Below are 18,918 nucleotides of genomic sequence, written 5' to 3'. Positions count from 1 at the left end.
ATTATACAACAATGAAAAAATATATAAAAAATAGCATTTCAAGGCTAGTGCCTTTTTTAGCATTGGCAGTGCTTTCTAGCTCTTGTTCAAAAGATTTTCTCGAAGCAGATCCGCTTTCATTCTATGAACCTGAAACTACATTCTCTACAGAAGCTGGGTTACAGGCAACTTTAGCACTTTGCGATAAGCAGCTGCGTAATAATTATATCCACTTTGGTTATTCTGGTGTTAGCGTGCCAATTGGTACCGAGTATCTTTTCTCTGATATGGCCCAATATGGAAAAACAGACACGGGTAGCAATATTGCCGATTATTCTAATACTATTGTTCCTACTGGAGATTTTAGAAGAGATGCTGGTGGAGAACATATTTACCTTGGGTTCATGTGGACAGAAGCGTATACAGGAATCAAAAATGCAAATACTGTATTAACCTATATTGATAAAGTAACAAGTTTATCAGAAGAAGTTAAACGAAAATATATTGGTCAAGCATATTTCCACAGATCTTATCGTTATCTTAATTTGGTATATCAATTTGGAGACATCCCGTTGATTACTAAAATTTTAGAAGTTCCAAAACAGAGTTATTATTCTACTAAAAAAGAAGCCATCATAGAAATGATTACAGCAGATATGGAAAAAGCTGTAGAATGGGTTCCAGAACAAGCTAAAATTGGATATGTTGGAATGGTAAGCAAAGGCGCTTGCCGTCAGCTGTTGATTAAATGTTATTTAGCATCAGGCAAATTTGCTGAAGCTGAAGCGCAAGCTAATATTTTGATTAACCAGTCAGGCTATGCATTGGTGCAAGGCAATTTAGGAATTTTTGATCCAGGAGGAAATCCTACCGCATGGCCCATTACAAGAAATGTGATTTGGGATTTACATAGACCAGAAAACAAAGTGATTAGCGCTAATACTGAGGCCATATTGGTGGCTCCAAATGGAGGTGCGCAATCGTTTTTAGCCTTTTCATCCATGAGAATTTTTGGTCCAAACTGGAATGATGCCAATTTAATTACTCCCGACGGAAAAACTGCAGCACCTCGTTTTCCGTTGACTGATAAAACAAATTATAATGCAAAGTATGATTATCAAAGAGCAATTGGACGTGGAATTGGTACAATCAGCGGTTCTTATTACTCACAACATCCAATGTGGGTTGTAAATGGTGTTGAAGATAAAATCGATCTTAGGCATAACAGTACTGTCGGTAACTGGGTAAATATGGAAGATCTTAAATATGCATCTGGAGCTGGCGGAAGCGCGACATGGGCAGGTCAAAATTTCAGAATGAGGGATGCATCTGGAAAATTGTTAGCACAAGATTCTATTCGTGACTGGTTTGATTTCCCACATTATAAAATCTTTTATCATGATGTCGTGGCCGAAGCAAATCCAGCAGCAAATGATTTTCAAGGAGCTACTGCAGGAGCAAGTGCACACATGTATATCTATCGTTTAGCCGAAACCTATTTATTGCGCGCTGAAGCACGTTTTTATCAAGGCAATGTTTCTGGAGCGGCTCAGGACGTAAATGTGGTAAGAGCTAGAGCAAAAGCTTCGCAAATGTATACTACAGTAACGATTGGTGATATCTGCGCAGAAAGAGGAAGAGAACTTTATATGGAAGAATGGAGAAATGTAGAATTAAAACGTATTTCGCACTGTTTGGCTCTAAGCGGAAAAGCAGATGAATGGGGAAATACGTATAGCAAAGATACTTGGGATAAACAATCAGGAAAAGATGCAACTGGCGGAAGCTACTGGTGGCAGCGCATTGTACATTACACGCTTTACAATAAATATCCAGCTGGAATTTCTCTTAAACCAGGCGTAAAGTTTTATTCTATGGACAAGCGTAATAATTACTGGCCAATTCCATATAGACTGGCTATAGAGCCAAATATTAAAGGTCAGTTAAGCCAAAATTTTGGTTATGATGGTTATGATGCAGGAGTAAAAGTTTGGGATAAATGGCAAGATGCCGTTGCCGACGAAAGCAAAATTTAATATTTATAAAAGATTTAAAGAAGATAGAAACGAGTTAAGGTTCATTTAACTCGTTTTTATTTTAAATGAATTGTCATTTTTGCCTGCGCATTTACATTAAAATAGCATCGAAAAGCCTTTGGTATATTTTATAAACAAATCAATTGCAAGCAGAATAATTATAACTAGTACAAAAGCTATAAAGTATGTCAATCTTTGAGCTTTTTTATCAAATTCAAAAGTTTTGGGATTAATAAAACTATCAGCATAAACAGCAGGCGAAATTTTTATATGTGGGCAAAATAAAACAGCACCTTGCAGAAAATGAGCAATTAGCTGATATTTATTTTTTGGAACATAAGACAATCCATTTTCAGCTGTTGAAAAATGAATAGGAACTTTCACTCCGTTCTTAAAGCCAAAAATATATCCTGGCGAATATTTTGTTCCAACTTTCCGATCAATATCACTTACGTAATCCTCTTTGCTCTTCTCGAGTTCTTTATATAAAACACTGTGAACCGAACCATCAGCTTGTTGATGATGAAGACCATCTTGATCTACAGAAATCAAAATGACTTTTTTTTGCTTTTGATGGAGGTAATTTTTATACAGTAACCAACTGCCCCAAAGCAGGAAAGGGAAATAGATAAGATTGAAAATCATTTCTCCGTTAGACAAAGGGCTATTATGCTCCAATTGGAGAGCTAATGGAATTCCAACAAATAAAGCAATCATTGCGATGCATAAAAGTGCAAACAGTATATACATTACTACGGTAACGACAGTATTGCGCTCAGAGCACATTTTTGGAAAGTTTTCTTTGGTGTAAACCATTAAGTTTGAAATACTAAAAAAATTGAATTATAACTTCTGCTCATGAAGATAAATTTTATACTAAAAATGATAATAATTCCATTTCTGATGAAATAGAATATACTTAATCTACTTATTTTTTAGTTTTATAAACTTTATAAAATACAAAAAGAATACCCAGCCAAATTGGAATTAATTCTACAGATAACTTCATATCCGTCATCCACATGATAAATAAAATACCCAACAAAAAAATAAAACAGATGTAATTGCTTATCGGATAAAATATCGATGCAAACTTAGTTTTTGTATTTTCCTTGTCTTTTGCACGTCTAAATTGTAGATGGGTATATGATATCATAACCCAGTTAATCACTAAACAAGAAACGACCAAAGACATTAAAATGCCAAAAGCTTCTTCTGGCATTACTTTGTTTATTAAAATACAGATAGCCGCAAAACACGAAGAAATTAAAATGGCATTAATTGGCACTGAGTGTTTGTTTAGCTTCTTCAAAAATTTAGGAGCACTGCCCTGATCTGCTAAACCAAATAACATACGTGAGTTGCTGTATACACTACTATTATATACAGACAAAGCGGCAGTTAATACAATCAAATTAAGCACATTAGCAATAAGGCTCGTAAAATATATTTTGTTGCCAAACAACTCAAATTCCATTCCGTTTAGATTTTGAAAAACCATAACAAACGGACTGCTATCTGTAGTGATTTGTTTCCAAGGTGACAAAGCAAACAAAATTACCAATGCCCCAACATAAAATATAAGAATTCTATAGATAACCTGATTGGTCGCTTTTGGAATGTTTTTTTCTGGATTTTCTGCCTCAGCTGCAGTAATTCCAATTAATTCTAAACCTCCAAAGGAGAACATAATTAATGCCATTGCGGCTAATAAACCTCGAAAGCTGCCATTTGAAGTTTTTTCAAAAATGCCTTTTGGAAAGAATCCTCCATCGTTATACAAATTATGAATCGTAGCCTGCTCTCCTCCTGTTCCGCTTACAAGCAAGTACATTCCAAAAAGTATCATAGCAATAATTGCAACAACTTTTATAATAGAAAACCAAAATTCGGTTTCTCCGTACACTTTTACCGAGGCAAAATTCAAAGCATTAATAACCAGAAAGAAAAATAAACTGGATGCCCAAAGCGGAATTTCAGGCCACCAAAACTGCACATAAACCCCGATGGCTGTAAGTTCAGCCATACTAACTAAGATGTATAAAATCCAATAATTCCAACCTGATGCAAAACCTGCAAAAGAACCACAATATTTATAGGCAAAATAGCTAAAGCTTCCTGAAACAGGTTCTTCAACAACCATTTCACCAAGTTGTCTCATAATAAAAAAGGCTATAATTCCAGCAATAGCATATCCTAAGATAACAGATGGACCTGCTAATACAGCCGCTGGACCAATGCCCAAAAAAAGGCCTGTTCCTATTGATCCGCCTAAAGCAATTAACTGAATGTGACGGTTAGTCAGCCCACGTTTAAGCTGATTCTCTTCTGCGGCTTCATGATTTTTTTCCACAAATTAGGTTTTAAAGGAGTTAAATGTTTTTCAGAAATCTATAAAAAGCGAAGATAGGTTAAAAAAGGAATCGTACAAAGCTATACTCAAAATTGTATCACGCCTATCAATTCTAAGAAATTTTGAAACTTCTTTTTTTTGTTTTAAGCAAACTGCAATACAGGATTCGGAAAAAGAATTAAAATCAAAAAAAAGACAGATATCAAAATATCTGTCTTCATGATTAACAATCATATTTAGCGCAAAAACAAAAGCCTTGGAAGTTCCCAAGGCTTTTGTTAAAATGTTTTTATGCTGACTATTATTTACTGAAATCGTAGCTTAGCGAAGCGCCAAGACCAAATTGAAATGTTGATGCATAATCAGTGACTGCTACTGGACCCCAGTAGTAATCCCAATAGTAATCATATCCAACAGCTGCTGACATAGACTGCAAATAGGCATGAAGATTAATCGATACCGGCGAATCGGTTTTTATTTTCACACCGCCTTTAATCTCCCAAGCAAAATAAGTCCCGTTGCCGCTTTTTGGCGTTTCAAGAATTGACACCCCTAAACCTGCACCAAGAAAAGGAAGCGCTTTCTGGGAGCTTGAGCCAAAATAATACGTATAATCTGCCAGTATGTAATTGATAGCGCCTTTATCATCGCCCGCATTAACTTGGGTTCCAGGAGCAATAGCACCATTGTTTAAAGGCACTTTTGTATACAAAGGCATGTGTGTATCGAGCCTGTTATACTTCAACTCAATTGAAGCATTATCCATTATAAAATATTCCAGACCTGCTCCCCACTCAAAACCATCTTCCACCTTTCCGTAAGATGAATCGAAATCTACTCTATCGGAAAAGGTATACCCTCCATAGAGGTTAAGCAGAAATGATTGGCTACTTTGCGCTGAAAGCACCAGTGAAAAGAAAAACAAGGTAACTAATAAATGATACTTTTTCATAATTTCTAATTTTTTAATTTGTTCATGGCTAATTTCTTTTCAAAGTTATCTTACAGAATTGATTTTCAGCTAAAATACAAGACCAAACATGTTTCAAATTATAAAATGAAACCAATTTATTGGTCATTTCTAAAAAAATCACGCACAAAAAAGACCAGACATCCTAGACATCTGGTCTTCCATTACCTCTCCATAAATCAATCTCGCTTTAAAGCCTTCAGGTTGTAATTACTATCTAACGATCTCCAAATTCCTTACGACTGTAAAAAGTATCGTCATCGGCGTCATACCCTACACTTGGATCATTATCAGGATAGTACGACCTTAGCACTGCCCTTTCATAATTTCGGTCAAATCGCTGCTGAGTATTGAAACGGCCTGTTCTTCTGAATGTGTCATATCCGATTCCACTTGCCATAACAGTCTTCGTATCTTTATTAATATTCACCGAACCAATTGGTATGATCAAATGGCTGTCTCCGTCACGGTACATAAATTCCTTTTCATTTCCATCTGCTATATTTTCATGCACCTCTCGCTGGCTGTCCTCAATTAAGGTTTTATCGGCTTTTACATCTAGATACACTACACGCTGCATATCTTTGTTCACCCATAGATTGTCAATAGTTCCTATTGTACGATTGTCCGCATCCACTATCTTCCATCCCCTGACATCAGAATAGTCAGAAGCTACTTTATAGTCGGAAAGCTCATCAAGCCTGTATAAATTTCTGTCTTTATTTTCCATGTTTTTGTTGCTTTTATAATTAATTTCCAATGGTATCCGCTGGAGTAACATTTTCGATTTCTGTTCTATTCGGATCCTGCATCTGATCGTCCCTTAAAAAGACGTAATATACAATCGCACCAATCAAAAGCAGGGCTATAATCCATGGCCAGATAGGCTTCTTCTTTTCAATTTTAATTTCTGCCATAACTTTAATATTTATTATTGATATTCATTTTTTTTAACTTCATCATAAAGTTACAAACCGTAAAAAATCATAAAGTATTTAATTTCAAGCAGATGTTATAGAATTCCCAGTAGATTGACAAACTTTAAGTTTTCTCTTTGCATTAGATGTTAATTTATAATCTAAAAAATCATTTTATAGGGTTTCTCTTAAAAAACACGTATTACTACCTGATGGCAATTTCAAACGTCATCTTACATTTGTTATGATTTAATAATCGAATATTTACAGATAATATTCCTGCTCCAAATGTTTCTAAACAAAAGCTATTGTTATATTCCTGTTAAATAAACTATTATTAGAATCCCCATTTCTATACTCCTATCCTATTGAAATGCTGCTATAAAAGGCATGAATAATCAATAGCATCAAAAAACTCTGCGCCAAAACATCTGTATGCAAGATTTCCAGTTCAGCTACTGGTGAATTCCATGTGGATTTATTTCATTTTTTAAGTTAGAAAAATCAAAAAACAAATCAATTCTTCAGCTACTATGAAAAACACGGTAAATTTCTTTTTAAATGGGAAACCTACGATTATAGAAAATCCTTCTCCCGATTTACTTTTAATTGATTATTTAAGATCTCCCGAAGTAGCGCTCTGCGGACCAAAGAAACCATGTGGACAAGGGGGCTGTGGCGGATGTACAGTTATCTTGTCAGAATGGGATAATCAGGAAAAGAAACCCAACCATCTGGCAATAAACTCCTGCCTTAGACCAGTATGTTCTATAGGAGGGCTTTCTATTACCACTATCGAAGGAACAGGTGCAGCCCGTAAGCCCGATCCAGAGCATTTTGTCCAAAAAACCAGCTCAACACGCATGCCTGCTCCGTTAGGCGAAGATTATTCTCCTGTATTAGAAGAGGCTGAAAAACAAGCCGAAGAAAAACATCTTGCTGTTCTAAAAAAAGTTGCCCGCGCCACTAAAGATGGAGCCAGTGCTGCTGATATAAAACTTATAAAGAATATTTCTGATTTTCCATCTGAAGAGACGCATACAGGAATAAACCCAGTCGCATATCAATTGGCACTTAATAACGGCAGCCAATGTGGTTACTGCAGCGTAGGATTTGTGATGAATATGTCAGAATTCATAATCAATAATAAAAAAGCAACCAAAAAAGAAATCGAACAAGCCTTTGACGGTAATTTATGCCGATGCACAGGATATCGATCAATCCTTACGGGAATGAAAACTTTTGCTTCTGATTGGAGTAAGGATGATGAGGAAAAGAGGATGCCCTGCATGCTTGATCCTGTGGGTAAAGCTCAATTACCAGGCAAATTAGAAATACCTTTCCCAAAAGAAGCCCAAAATTCGGCTATAGGTGTTTCAACCAATCGATGGGCTGCTCCGACTACACTACAGGAACTCGCAGAAATTTTAAAAGAAAACCACGACGTTAGATTGGTACATGCAAACACCTCTTACGGAATTTATAAAAACGAGTATCTGCCAAGTACTTTTTACGCTGATATTCGCTTCATTCCCGAATTAAACGAGAGAAATAAAATAACTGAAGATCACATTCTGCTATCAGCCAGCACCACTTATAGCAGCTTTATTGAAATACTTTCTAAGTACATTGACACTGGGCAAGACATTAAAAAGAAATCCCAATCGGATGTTACAGCACTTGAAGCACTAGATTATATGGCTCGCAGAACTGCTGGTCGAATTGTACGTAATGCTGCCACAATTGGCGGAAACACGATGCTAGTTCTAAAACATATTCCAAAAGGCACAGGCGAACCATTTCCGTCAGACCTTTTCACTGTCTTGTTTGCTTTAAATGTAAAAATCAGCTATTTCCAATTAGAGAAAAATGGCCAATTTAAAGCGTATGCAAAAACGGCAGGAGAACTTTTAGAAGCAATCAAAATAGATTCAAAACTTGCTGATACTATTGTTCTTAGCTCATATGAAATTCCGTTAAAAGACTCTAATGCTATTGTACTTGCTCAAAAAGTAGCACTTCGTGAAGTAAACGCTCACAGTATTGTCAATGCTACGACCAGCTTCAAAATTAGCGATCAGTATATTACGGAGTCGGCAGTAATTGCACTTGGAGGTATTGCTCCTTATCCGTGGAGAGCAACAGAAACTGAAAAAGCGATGATAAATAAAAAGCTAGAGCTTAAAGACGCTGCTACACTTTCAGCAATTCTGGCAAAAGAAGTGCGAAAAGAACTCGATCTTCAGGACGAACGTATGAAAGAAGTTCCGAATGAAGATTTCACGAAAGAATACCGAACACAATTGGCCGTATCCTTTTTTTACAAATCAATCATTAACGCTTTAGTTGCTAAAGGAGCTAAAATTCCAGAAAACCTGATTTCTTCGGCAGAAAACAAATGGAACAAATGGCCTGCAAGTGATGGCGTTCAAAAATATAAAACACAAGATTACAAAGCGCCAGTGGCACAGCCTTATATCAAAGTTACGGCCATGTACCAAACTTCAGGACAGATTCATTACACACATGAGCTTCCAGTGCCTCCACAAACATTAAACGGAGCATTTGTGCAAAGCCGAAAAGCCCTAATGAATTATTCTTTCGCAGTGAATGGCAAAAAAGTCGAAATTGAAGAATTACGAGTACATCTTAAAAACGAGTTTCCTGCTTTTAGCGATATTATTACTCATGAAAACGTTAAAAACGGAGGCCGTAATTATCAGGGAATGGGAAATGACCAGCCGCTTTTTGCAGAAGAATTAGTGAGTTATGTTGGTCAATCTATTGCTATGGTACTTGCCTCAAACGAACAGGAAGCAATCAGAATTGCCGCGGAGGTTTCTGAAAAATATGTTCAATATACAAAACCTGGAACTCCTTGGACAGGAAAATGGAGTGAACCTATATTCGATTTTCTTGAAGCAATAAAAAAAGAAAGCATCTTTCCCGATGCGCCTACTTCAACCCCGTTTATATCTCATATCTGGAAGATAACGCGACCAGGAAGCCAGTTTGATTGGGTGAAAGAACAGCCCACTAAAATTGAAACTCTAATACGTGAACAATCCATAACCGAAAGGAAAGAGAATGTAGACAATATCCCGTGTACAGTGGTTACTTCTTCACAGCTTTGTGGTGGACAAGCTCATTTCTATATGGAACCGCAAGCCTGTATTGCAACTCCTATAGACGAAGGCCGAATAAAAGTGCAGCCATCTGTACAAAGTCCAGGCGGAATGCATGATACAGTCGCTTCGGCATTAGCCATGTACCATCACCAAGTAGAAATAAATGTTCCGCCCGTTGGAGGAGGATTTGGAGGAAAAACCGAACAGACGCGTTTTGTGGCTGGGCCTGCTGCGGTTGCTGCGAAAGCGGTGAAAAAGCCTGTCAGAATAGCCATGCCACGTGACGAAGATACTGCCATGATAGGAAAACGCCATGCCTATTATGGTGAATACGAAATTGCCGTAGATACTGGTGAATATAAACCTGAAAACAAAGGAATTCTTCATGGTTTCCAGCTTAAAATGTGGGGAGACGGCGGTGCTTTCTATGACTGCTCCTTCATCGTATCCAATTGCATCCAACTGCGCACAGATAATGCTTATAAAATTAAAAATTTCGAAAGCCAGATTGATGTATGCAGAACCAATACCGCTCCTAGCACAGCGATGCGTGCCTTTGGAGATGTACAAGGAAAAAATATTGTAGAAAATGCTATTGATGATGCCGCTGTTTCTATTGGCATGAGACCTGAAGATCTGCGTGAAAAAAATCTTTACGACCGTGGTGATGTGACTCCATTTGGTCAGGCGCTTACTTACTGCTATATGAAACAGGTATGGGCATACGCTAAAGAAGTTTCAAATTTTGAAGCTAAATATGCAGATGTCCAAAAATTCAATAAAGAAAACAAATGGTTTAAAAGAGGTATTTCTATGATTCCTGTAAAATATGGGTCAGGATATAATTTGCTTATGCTGGAACAATCAGCTGCTGTTGTGGCCATTAATCCAGCCGACGGAACCGTAGTAATCCATCAGGGAGGTGTTGAAATTGGACAAGGTCTGGTTACACAAGCACAACAGGTAGCTTCTTATGTGTTGGGAATTCCAATGGAAATGATATTTATTGACAATGTAAATACAAGCATCACTCCTAACCCAACAAGTACTGGAGGTTCTACAGGAACTCCTTATTCATGCGAAGCCGTCAAACAAACCTGCGAGGAAATGCGATCTAGGCTTATGGAATTTGGCTATCAGATGCTAAATGAAAATGGCGAAGAATGGTGCAAAAATAAAAATATAGATTTTTGGAATTACGGCGCAGGTGAAAATAAAGGCTGGGCCAAAAAAATTGACCCTAAACAGGGAAATAAATCTATGATATGGCAAAACCTAATAAGTTTGGCCGCCTCTCAAAGGGTAAATCTTATTGCTACTTTTAATGCTAAAATAAAAGGTGGCGAAATACAGATTCCTGCCATGACATTTAAAACTGAAAAAGACCAGCCAAATATTCCAGGCATAGAACGTATAAAAGATGCTTCGCTTGGCGGAGGTGTTGATTCCTTTGTAGGCTTCACCTATTCTGTTGCCTGTTCTGTTACCGAAGTAGATATCCTCACAGGAGAAGTAAAAATCATAAGCTCTGATATTATTTATGATATGGGATGGAGTATGAATCCTGCTATTGACATAGGACAGATTGAAGGCGCTTTTGTTCAGGGAATCGGATATTTATTAACTGAAAAATTAGTATCAGAAACAGACGGTCCAGACATCGGAAGATTAAATTCAACCAATACATGGCGTTACAAAATTCCTGCTATAACTACAATTCCGTTAGAAATGAACACCTATCTTTTCCCAAGGGATGAAAAGTCTGTTCAAAGCATACCTGAAGATCCTAACCAGATATTTTCTGCCAAAGAGGTCGGCGAACCTCCTTTAGTGCTAGCCAACAGTGTCTTCTTTGCCATAAAAGATGCTATAAGAGCCTCAAGAGTAGAACGTGGACTATCTCCACTATTTCGACTAGATGCTCCTGCTACTGTACAGGAAGTGCGCAGGGCTTGTGAGATTACTGAAAACAATTTAGCCAATACATAAACTATTAACACAATCTTCAATTTATGAAACAATTAAGACCGCTTATTATAGCAATTTCAATTTTGTTTGCTTCCTGCGACAAAAAACGTGAAGAACCTGTTGCAGAAAAAAAGAATCTAGCCCTCGCTGCACTGGAACAGAAAAATTATGAAGAAGATGGTTTTCCCGACTTCGGTTACATGGTAAGCCCTCAAGAATATCGAGAAAAATATTCTGACCAGCCTATTTTTCGTCTAAAAACAGATTTCCCAACTGAATTGCCAGAGGAAATGCCTAAATTTCTGGATATTGATTTTAAGAAAGAACCTTTAAAATATATAGAAGCTGTACGTGACTATGGTTTTGAGGGAAATACAGAGGAATGGGATCCATACAAAAACAAAGTACGCAACTGGTACCATATTCCATGGCTTCATCCAAGTGTTGAAGGACCAAATGCTTACCCACCAAACGGAGGTACAGAAGGTTTTCATGGTTTAATTAAAGAAGCGCCTCTGGGACCTTTACAGTTAGGACCAAGACTCAAAGGAATTGAGGGAGACTACTCTGTTTACGCCATTACCTTGATCAATGATAAAGCAGGTTATGCTATGGGTAAAATGTGGAAATCTCCTCAAAATCCTAATATAAAAGTATTGGATAAACGTTATGACAATGGCGGTTTCCCAACAGGGACTGTTTTTATCAAACTGCTTTTTACCGATGCTCCAAAAGGTACAGATTTCGTAGATTATCTTGTAAATCCGCTTACTTGGAAAGCTTATATAACAGAAAATTTCTGGAAATCAGACAAAAGAGTAGTTTCTGATGTGCACCTTCTGCAAATGGATATTTCTGTGCGTGATCCTAGAGCAGACAGAAGCCCTAGCAATCCTCAAGGAACTGGATGGGTATTTGGAACTTTCTGCTACAATGGTAAGCTAAACAAGAAAAACAAATTGATGAATCTTGTGCCTGTTGGGCTTACATGGGGGAATGATCCCGAAAACAAGATTAACAAAACATCTCCTTATCCGCCAATTAAGACTGAAGTAAACAAGGATTTGAAAGAAACGGTAATTTTCGAAAGTCCAAATCTGCCTCCTCAGCATCTTGGATGGAACGGCAGATTAGACGGTCCTGCTGATCTTAATACAGTTTCATGCATGTCATGCCATAATGCAGCTCAATATCCTGCAGTGACATCTCTTGTTCCGCCTAATGCTGCTCCAGACGGAGGCGTAAACCCACCTGTTGGAGGAGGAGGTAAAGTATGGATGGAGTGGTTTCAGAATATAGAATGCGGAACTTCTATGGACCCGAATGTATATTCAACAGATTTCTCTTTCCAAGTCGCTATTGCCTTAGAAAATTTCTTTACTGCTAAGGCTGCTTCAGAAAACGGAAAATTTGCATCACAATACAAAGCTGTTCATGTGCCTATACGCCGTGGAGATATTGCACCTAACAAATAATTTCACACTCCAAAATTAAATCTTACCTACCCTATTTTATGGCAGGTAAGATTTAATAACTGCGTACATTCACTTAAAATATTTTCCCGTTATTTGGCTGTGCTGATTTAGTGTCTCAAATGAAATCCTATAAATTTTAAAAGTTCATCCTTACAACAATAACATTTATTCTATAGATCAAAAAAAAACATTTGACAGGCTCATAAACATAATCAAACTATTTAATTATACCGACCGGGTTAAAAATTAATCTTTATATTTGATAATTAAATTAATAGAATGAGCGAAGAAACAAAAGCATATGCCTTAATAACTGGTGCAAGCAAAGGAATTGGAAAATCTATTGCTTACGAGTTGGCCAAACAGGGCTATCCGTTACTGCTTGTTGCAAGAAGTGGTGAGGAATTAAAGACGCTATCTGATGATCTTCATGCAAAATACGGCACTATTGCTCCTATCTTTCCTATTGATCTTTCGATAAAAGAGGCATCCCTGAAAGTAGTTGATTGGATAAAAATGAATAATTATCCCGTTGGCATTTTAGTTAACAACGCTGGTTATGGTGTATGGGGCGATTTTAGCCATTCTCCTCTCAGCGATCAGCTTGGCATGATGCAGCTTAACATGAATGCAGTGGTAGAATTGTCGCATTTATTGATGCCTATTCTTTCAAAAGAAAAACAAGCCTACATTTTAAACATATGCAGTACGGCTGCGTATCAAGCTGTACCAACACTTGCAATTTATTCGGCCACAAAAGCATTTATCTTGTCCTTTACTCGTGCTCTTCGTTTCGAACTTGCTAAAACTTCAATATCAGTAACCTGTTTCAGTCCAGGTCCTGTCGATACAGGCTTTGCTGCAAGAGCGGGTTTAAGCGCTTTAAACAAAATGGCTGAAAAGTTTAATATGCAGCCTGATAAAGTGGCAAAAATGGCAGTAAAAGCCATGTTCGGAAAAAAATCAGAAGTTATTCCTGGTTTTACAAATATCATTTCTGTTTATGCTAACCGTATACTACCGAAAGCATTTATCGAAAAAACAGCAGCTGGGATTTATAAAATTTAATTTTTTCAAAAAAAAATAAAAAAAAATTCATTGTAAAAGAAAAATTATATTATCTTCGCATTAAATCTCTACTAATTCGATAGAATATGTCTAGTAAAAGAAACATGTTTAATTTTCCTAAAAACCAAATGCACGCAAACATGCGAATGTGTTGCTGTTGCTGTTGCTGTTGTAGCTGTTGCTAAACTTTTAGATAAAATTTCAAACACTATTTTTCATTTATTAAATATATTTATCATGGTCTCTTCATATAAAACATTTACCCTAGCTAATCAATTAACTGCTGAACAAATCAACTTTTTTAACCAATATGGTTTTATCCATTTCAAAAATTTTATAACCCCAGAAACCGTTTCATCAATCATTGATGCTTCAAAAGAAGTAGAACAAAAATGGATTGACAATGATCTTCAAAAAGTAAACGGCGTTCCAATTAAATATGGTAAAGATTTAGACGGCTCTCCTATTGTGCAGCGCTTTGCCTTTATCAATCAGCACCATCAAACATTAAGCGGCCTTCTACTTGATCCAAGATTTAATAGCTTGTTGCAATTGGCAGGCGATGGCGCAAGATTAGGCACTGAAGAAAAAGATGGAATGGTTTTCAATCATTATATCAATGGACCTGAAAGCAAGTTTACCAAGATGGGCTGGCATACAGATGGCTTGAGGGATATTTTTTATGGTACAAAATTAAATCCCATGTTAAATGTGGGCATTCATTTAAGCTCTTTAAAACCTGAAAACGGTGGTCTTAAAATCATTCCAGGTACGCACAAACAGAGTATTTACCAAATGCTTTTTCGCAAAAAATACTTTTTAGACCATAAAGAAGATCCAGACGAAGTTTCAATAATTCCAGAAGCTGGAGATTTAACCATCCATGACGGGCGCTTGTGGCACAGAGTCGCGGAATCATCTATCCGCGGCGAAGAAAGCAGAAGAAGAGTTATTTATATTCCCATTATAGCAGGAAAATATGCTCCTAAAAATGAGAACAGCCCAACGGTTTTCTATCAACGTTTTGCGGGAATTGTTAAGTAATATGCTGTTTGTTATTGCATTTAGTTATCTGGTCAGATCAGGTAAACTAAAAAGAACCTCCGATTTTTTAAAAAATGTCCAAAGAAAGATAAAAGTAAAAATTATAAAACTGGAATTGGGTATACTGTCAGGTTTACTAATAATGGGTTATTAATGGGAAAGGAAACGCAGCATGAAGGGAATAATGCCATTGTTCAAAGAACATTTTCAGACCGCAAGCGGACTAATATCTTAAAAAGAGCGGAGCAGCTGACCATTGTATTTTTGCTTCCGAAGGTGCCAAGATTCATTTCGCCTAACCTGCTCACTTTAATTGGTTCGCTTGGTTCTGGGTTAGTTTTTTTAGCTTTTGTTTTGGGTGCTTATTCAACAGATCAATATCTACTTTTGGGCATTATCGGACTTGCTATAAATTGGTTAGGAGATTCTTTAGATGGAAGATTGGCATATTACAGAAATATTCCGCGCCGCTGGTATGGTTTTGCGCTCGATATCATCGTCGATTGGATTGGTATCGTGCTTATAGGCTTTGGCTACTACATCTATGCTAAAAACGGTACGCAAATCATAGCTTTTGCTTTTGTTGCATTATATGGCTGGTCTATGATCATCAGCCAGCTACGCTACAAAATCACAAACCAATACAGCATAGATTCCGGTCTTGTCGGTCCAACAGAACTCAGGTTTATAATTGCTCTAATTTTAATTGCAGAAGTATTTGCTCATGGATCAATTGCTTACTTGGCTGGCTTTATTACCATTATTTTATTTGTAATCAATACCATAGACAGCTTTAAACTTTTAAAGCTGGGCGATTTAAAAGACAGAAGCTAAGACTGAGATGTTTAAGAAAAAATCAATTTTCACTTTTCTGCGGGCACAAGTTGCGGCATTTTTAGGCGGCCTTACGGATTATGGCTTAATGATTTTATTGACCGAAATATTTAAGCTGCATTTCACCTTCTCTATTTTAATTTCAGGAAGCGTTGGCGCAATTATCAATTTCAGCATCAATAGATTTTGGGTATTTAAAAATCACTCTGGCTATAGCAGCTGTATCAATAACCAGCTTTTCAAATTTGCGCTGGTTGTATTGGGTAGCATTTCCTTAAAATCATTTGGCACGCTCATTCTGCAGAAAACATTTCAAATCGATTATCGAATCGGAAGAATAATCACCGATAGTTTTGTATCGTATGGTTTTAATTACCCACTAATTAAATATTGGGTTTTCGGGTAAACGAAAAACAGAGTGCAACCGAATAAAATTAACGTATAAATGTTGTGTTATGGACAAATTGACGTTTAAATATTTTTCAAAATCAGTAATCGCTATAGCGATCTTAATAAACATGGCCTCTGAAAAACTATGGGCGCAGTCTGAAAATCCATCGCCATTACATTTTCCAACACCTAAAAATATAGATGATATGCTGTTTTACATTCAGCGGGATCCCAATATAAACACTGCTGTTTATGCCATAAACTATCTAGAAAACGGAAAAATAAACAAAAGCAATCCCGTAAAAGGGTATTGGATTCGATATGCTGAAAAGGGAGAACGAAAAGACTTCAATTATATCCAGCGCAGATTTGCTTATGGAATCGAAAGTAAGATTTTAAATAATGAAGAGTTTGAGCTTCAGTTTGCAGCCTATAAAAAACTTCCCATCACCTTGAAGAAAATAGATTCAGATCAAAAATATCATGCATTTGTAAATGTGAACCGCAAAAAAATACAGGTAGAAAAAATATTTGTACGAATTGAAGGAGGCTCGTTCTGGCTACCAAATGTTAAGTATGCAGAAGTTACGGGAATTGATGCTTCCTCAAATAAAATAATTACTGAAAGAATATTATTAAAATAAATTCTAAAATTTAAACTTTGGAACCAGAAGATAAGCGCTGCCAATCAACTTTAATTATTTTCCAGTAATAGTATTCTAACATATTGTTTCTCGTTTGGGTTGCACTGCAAACAATATCTTACTGTTTAAACTTTTAAAATCCAACAGAATCGTCCTGTCAAATCCGTCTGAGTAAAAAAAGATCAAAAAAAGTAATCCATATACAAAACGTAAAAAGCATTCTATTAAGAGAACTTCAATGATGATAATTTTGTTTTCATAACTTATAAAAACCAAAACCAATGTCTTTCAGATTTCAGCTTCTATTAATTTTATCAGTATTCAGCCACACCTCTTTTTCTCAAACTGTTTATCCTAAGATTACAGGATATTTTGGCATTTTGCATCCAATAGTAACCGTAAGTGAAGATCAAACTGCTGTAAACTTCAGAGATTATTATGCTGTGGGTTTCCCAACGGGAATCAATATTTGGAAAAACGAGAAAATCGGATTTTCTTTTGAGGTAGTTCCGAATATTAAAGATGATCAGGGAACTGATAAAGTAACCAATTTATTGTTCCATCCTGGAATTCTGGTTGCTTTAGGAAACGGATTTACATTTGCAGGAAGAGCCGCTTTTGAGTCCTCGGGGAGATATGGCTTCACACCTGTTATAAATAAAACAATAATAAAAAGCGCCAATTGCAGCTACTTTGCCGCTATACCTCTCCCTGTACGCTTTGGCAACGATCATCCGGCTTCTTTTACAGCAGGCTTTCAATTTGGAATTGCATTTTAAAATTTAGGTTTATGAACGAAAATCCCAAATACACATTAAAAGAGCTGTTTCTATATTTCTTAAAGCTCGGCACAATCGGATTCGGAGGTCCTGTTGCTTTGGTTGGCTATATGCACAAAGATTTGGTGGAAAATCGAAAATGGATAACTGAAGAAGAATACCGAGAAGGACTTGCATTGGCACAGCTAGCCCCTGGCCCTCTTGCAGCGCAGCTTGGCATTTATCTAGGATTTGTGCATTATCGCTTTTTGGGTGCAACATTAATTGGATTTGCCTTTGTACTGCCTTCTTTCTTAATGGTACTGCTATTAGGCATTATTTATCAGATATATGGTGGCCTTTCTTGGATTCAGGCTGTATTTTACGGTGTAGGCGCAGCGGTTATCGGAATAATAGCTTTGAGTTCGTATAAACTTACTTTAAAATCTATAGGAAAACCTAATTTTGAAGCAATAAAATCCAAATGGCTATTATGGCTGTTTTTTATTCTTGCCGTTCTTATCACTTATGTCACAGAAAAAGAACAAGTGTTTCTTTTTATAGCAGCAGGACTTCTATACATGATTGTTTATGCGCGTCCTAAATGGTGGAATATAAAGACTGCAAACTCTTTTTCTTTAATTACTTTTCTCGCTATATTTTGGAGCTATGAAAGTTCAACTCTCACTAAAATAGCGGTCTTTTTTGCTGAAGCCGGCACCTTTGTCTTCGGAAGCGGCCTTGCTATAGTTCCCTTTCTTCATTCAGGAGTTGTGACCGAAAATCAATGGCTTACAGAACAGCAGTTTCTGGACTCTGTTGCTGTTGCCATGATCACGCCAGGTCCTGTAGTAATAACTGTAGGATTTATAGGTTATCTCGTCAATGGTTTTTTGGGGGCACTGGTAGCTGCACTAGCGACCTTTCTTCCTTGCTATCTCTTTACTATCGCGATGGCTCCATCGTTTAAGAAGATTGCTCAGAACAAGCCTGTTAAAGCATTTGTAGAAGGCATTACGGCCGCTGTGATAGGCGCACTTGTCGGATCTGTAATTGTAATAGCCAAAAGGAGCATAATAGACATTCCAACGGCTATCATCGCTATTGTCACCATTTTTGCGCTGCTTTATATAAAGAAAATTCAGGAACCTTATATTATTGTGGTGGCGGCTGTCTTGGGTCTAATCATTAAATTAGTCATCGTATAGGCTAACAGCTTCGTTACTTCCCTCTCCCAAGAGATTCAAGCTAACTATTGCTCACAAATCTAAAAAAGAAAAATACGACGCTCCTTGTCTCTATTAGCAACGAAATACCTCATTCATCCAGATTTAAAATACCAGATAGAGGACTT

Annotated in this window: 15 protein-coding genes; 10 read left to right on the top strand and 5 right to left on the bottom strand. The window is 36.9% G+C overall.

The window, feature by feature from the left end; all coding sequences use genetic code 11:
* Nucleotides 1-11 precede the first annotated feature (11 nt).
* Nucleotides 12-2,015 carry a RagB/SusD family nutrient uptake outer membrane protein gene (locus BB050_RS17200; RefSeq protein WP_066034440.1) on the top strand — a complete coding sequence of 668 codons (2,004 nt, stop codon included), beginning with the start codon at nucleotides 12-14 and terminating at the stop codon, nucleotides 2,013-2,015.
* 96 nt (nucleotides 2,016-2,111) lie between these two features.
* On the opposite strand, the gene BB050_RS17195 is transcribed toward BB050_RS17200, so the two are convergent.
* The 5 genes from BB050_RS17195 to BB050_RS21910 all read right to left on the bottom strand — a co-directional run bounded on the left by BB050_RS17195 (nucleotide 2,112) and on the right by BB050_RS21910 (nucleotide 6,255).
* The gene (locus BB050_RS17195; RefSeq protein ID WP_066034439.1) at nucleotides 2,112-2,732 is read right to left on the bottom strand and encodes a hypothetical protein; all 621 of its coding nucleotides are present in this window, start codon (nucleotides 2,730-2,732) and stop codon (nucleotides 2,112-2,114) included.
* 211 nt (nucleotides 2,733-2,943) lie between these two features.
* On the bottom strand, nucleotides 2,944-4,368 hold the full coding sequence (locus BB050_RS17190; protein ID WP_066034438.1) for an amino acid permease: 1,425 nt from the start codon (nucleotides 4,366-4,368) through the stop codon (nucleotides 2,944-2,946).
* A 301-nt stretch (nucleotides 4,369-4,669) separates the two neighbouring features.
* Nucleotides 4,670-5,293 carry a hypothetical protein gene (locus BB050_RS17180; RefSeq protein WP_236940356.1) on the bottom strand — a complete coding sequence of 208 codons (624 nt, stop codon included), beginning with the start codon at nucleotides 5,291-5,293 and terminating at the stop codon, nucleotides 4,670-4,672.
* A gap of 262 nt (nucleotides 5,294-5,555) precedes the next feature.
* The gene (locus tag BB050_RS17175; RefSeq protein ID WP_236940355.1) at nucleotides 5,556-6,119 is read right to left on the bottom strand and encodes a PRC-barrel domain-containing protein; all 564 of its coding nucleotides are present in this window, start codon (nucleotides 6,117-6,119) and stop codon (nucleotides 5,556-5,558) included.
* Nucleotides 6,088-6,255 carry a hypothetical protein gene (locus BB050_RS21910; protein ID WP_008469206.1) on the bottom strand — a complete coding sequence of 56 codons (168 nt, stop codon included), beginning with the start codon at nucleotides 6,253-6,255 and terminating at the stop codon, nucleotides 6,088-6,090. Before BB050_RS21910 ends, BB050_RS17175 begins: the two co-directional genes overlap by 32 nt.
* Nucleotides 6,256-6,788: 533 nt before the next feature.
* On the opposite strand from BB050_RS21910, the gene BB050_RS17170 reads away from it, so the two are divergent.
* The 9 genes from BB050_RS17170 to BB050_RS17130 all read left to right on the top strand — a co-directional run bounded on the left by BB050_RS17170 (nucleotide 6,789) and on the right by BB050_RS17130 (nucleotide 18,772).
* Nucleotides 6,789-11,372, top strand: a complete 4,584-nt coding sequence (locus BB050_RS17170; RefSeq protein ID WP_066034437.1) for a molybdopterin cofactor-binding domain-containing protein — start codon at nucleotides 6,789-6,791, stop codon at nucleotides 11,370-11,372.
* A 23-nt stretch (nucleotides 11,373-11,395) separates the two neighbouring features.
* Nucleotides 11,396-12,826, top strand: coding sequence for a hypothetical protein (locus BB050_RS17165; protein WP_066034436.1), 1,431 nt, complete (start codon nucleotides 11,396-11,398; stop codon nucleotides 12,824-12,826).
* A gap of 279 nt (nucleotides 12,827-13,105) precedes the next feature.
* The gene (locus BB050_RS17160; protein ID WP_008469210.1) at nucleotides 13,106-13,894 is read left to right on the top strand and encodes an SDR family NAD(P)-dependent oxidoreductase; all 789 of its coding nucleotides are present in this window, start codon (nucleotides 13,106-13,108) and stop codon (nucleotides 13,892-13,894) included.
* Between the two features lie 237 nt (nucleotides 13,895-14,131).
* Entirely contained in the window at nucleotides 14,132-14,938 is an 807-nt protein-coding gene (locus BB050_RS17155; RefSeq protein WP_008469212.1) for a phytanoyl-CoA dioxygenase family protein, read from the top strand.
* Nucleotides 14,939-15,091: 153 nt separating this feature from the next.
* The gene (locus BB050_RS17150; protein ID WP_066034435.1) at nucleotides 15,092-15,772 is read left to right on the top strand and encodes a CDP-alcohol phosphatidyltransferase family protein; all 681 of its coding nucleotides are present in this window, start codon (nucleotides 15,092-15,094) and stop codon (nucleotides 15,770-15,772) included.
* Between the two features lie 7 nt (nucleotides 15,773-15,779).
* On the top strand, nucleotides 15,780-16,178 hold the full coding sequence (locus BB050_RS17145) for a GtrA family protein (protein WP_066034434.1): 399 nt from the start codon (nucleotides 15,780-15,782) through the stop codon (nucleotides 16,176-16,178).
* Between the two features lie 49 nt (nucleotides 16,179-16,227).
* Nucleotides 16,228-16,806, top strand: a complete 579-nt coding sequence (locus BB050_RS17140; RefSeq protein WP_066034433.1) for a DUF4833 domain-containing protein — start codon at nucleotides 16,228-16,230, stop codon at nucleotides 16,804-16,806.
* Between the two features lie 281 nt (nucleotides 16,807-17,087).
* Nucleotides 17,088-17,585: a hypothetical protein gene (locus BB050_RS17135; RefSeq protein WP_008469217.1), complete on the top strand. Its 498-nt coding sequence runs from the start codon at nucleotides 17,088-17,090 to the stop codon at nucleotides 17,583-17,585.
* Between the two features lie 11 nt (nucleotides 17,586-17,596).
* Nucleotides 17,597-18,772 (top strand): chromate transporter, encoded by a 1,176-nt coding sequence (locus BB050_RS17130; protein WP_066034432.1) that lies wholly within the window; start codon nucleotides 17,597-17,599, stop codon nucleotides 18,770-18,772.
* Nucleotides 18,773-18,918 lie beyond the last annotated feature (146 nt).

Source organism: Flavobacterium anhuiense (genome assembly GCF_001705175.1).
Taxonomy (GTDB): Bacteria; Bacteroidota; Bacteroidia; order Flavobacteriales; family Flavobacteriaceae; genus Flavobacterium; species Flavobacterium anhuiense.
Note: the sequence above shows the minus strand (reverse complement) of the source record. Positions and strands in the feature narration are given on the sequence as shown.